A 333-nucleotide genomic window follows, 5' to 3' on the forward strand; every position below is an offset into this window, starting at 1 on the left:
GCTACAAATGAAGCAAAATGACATGCCTTTGCCGTCGAATCCATCTGTGCTTATTTTGCCTAATGTAGCAGGTGAAGAGTCAGCAGGTATGGGTATAGATGCCTTGCCGAATAGTGCGGTTATCTGTTCATGCTTTGATGTGACCAAAGGTGATATCAAGCAAGCGGTTCAGGCGGGCTGCAGCACTATGTCGGCCCTTAAAGAAACGACCAATGCCTCGACCGGTTGTGGAGGGTGTAGCGCACTGGCAAAACAGGTGTTGGACAGTGAACTATTAAGCCTAGGTGTAGAGGTCAACAATGACCTGTGTGAGCACTTTGCCTACTCTCGCCA

General features: G+C 48.9%; 1 protein-coding gene. It reads left to right on the forward strand.

Annotated elements, in window-relative coordinates; all coding sequences use genetic code 11:
- Positions 1 to 333 (forward strand): (2Fe-2S)-binding protein (locus tag AB4585_RS29745; RefSeq protein ID WP_372172443.1); only part of this gene is annotated, 333 nt, incomplete at both ends.

Origin of the sequence: Vibrio sp. 10N.222.49.C9 (assembly GCF_041474985.1) — a bacterium.
Classification (GTDB): domain Bacteria; phylum Pseudomonadota; class Gammaproteobacteria; order Enterobacterales; family Vibrionaceae; genus Vibrio; species Vibrio crassostreae_C.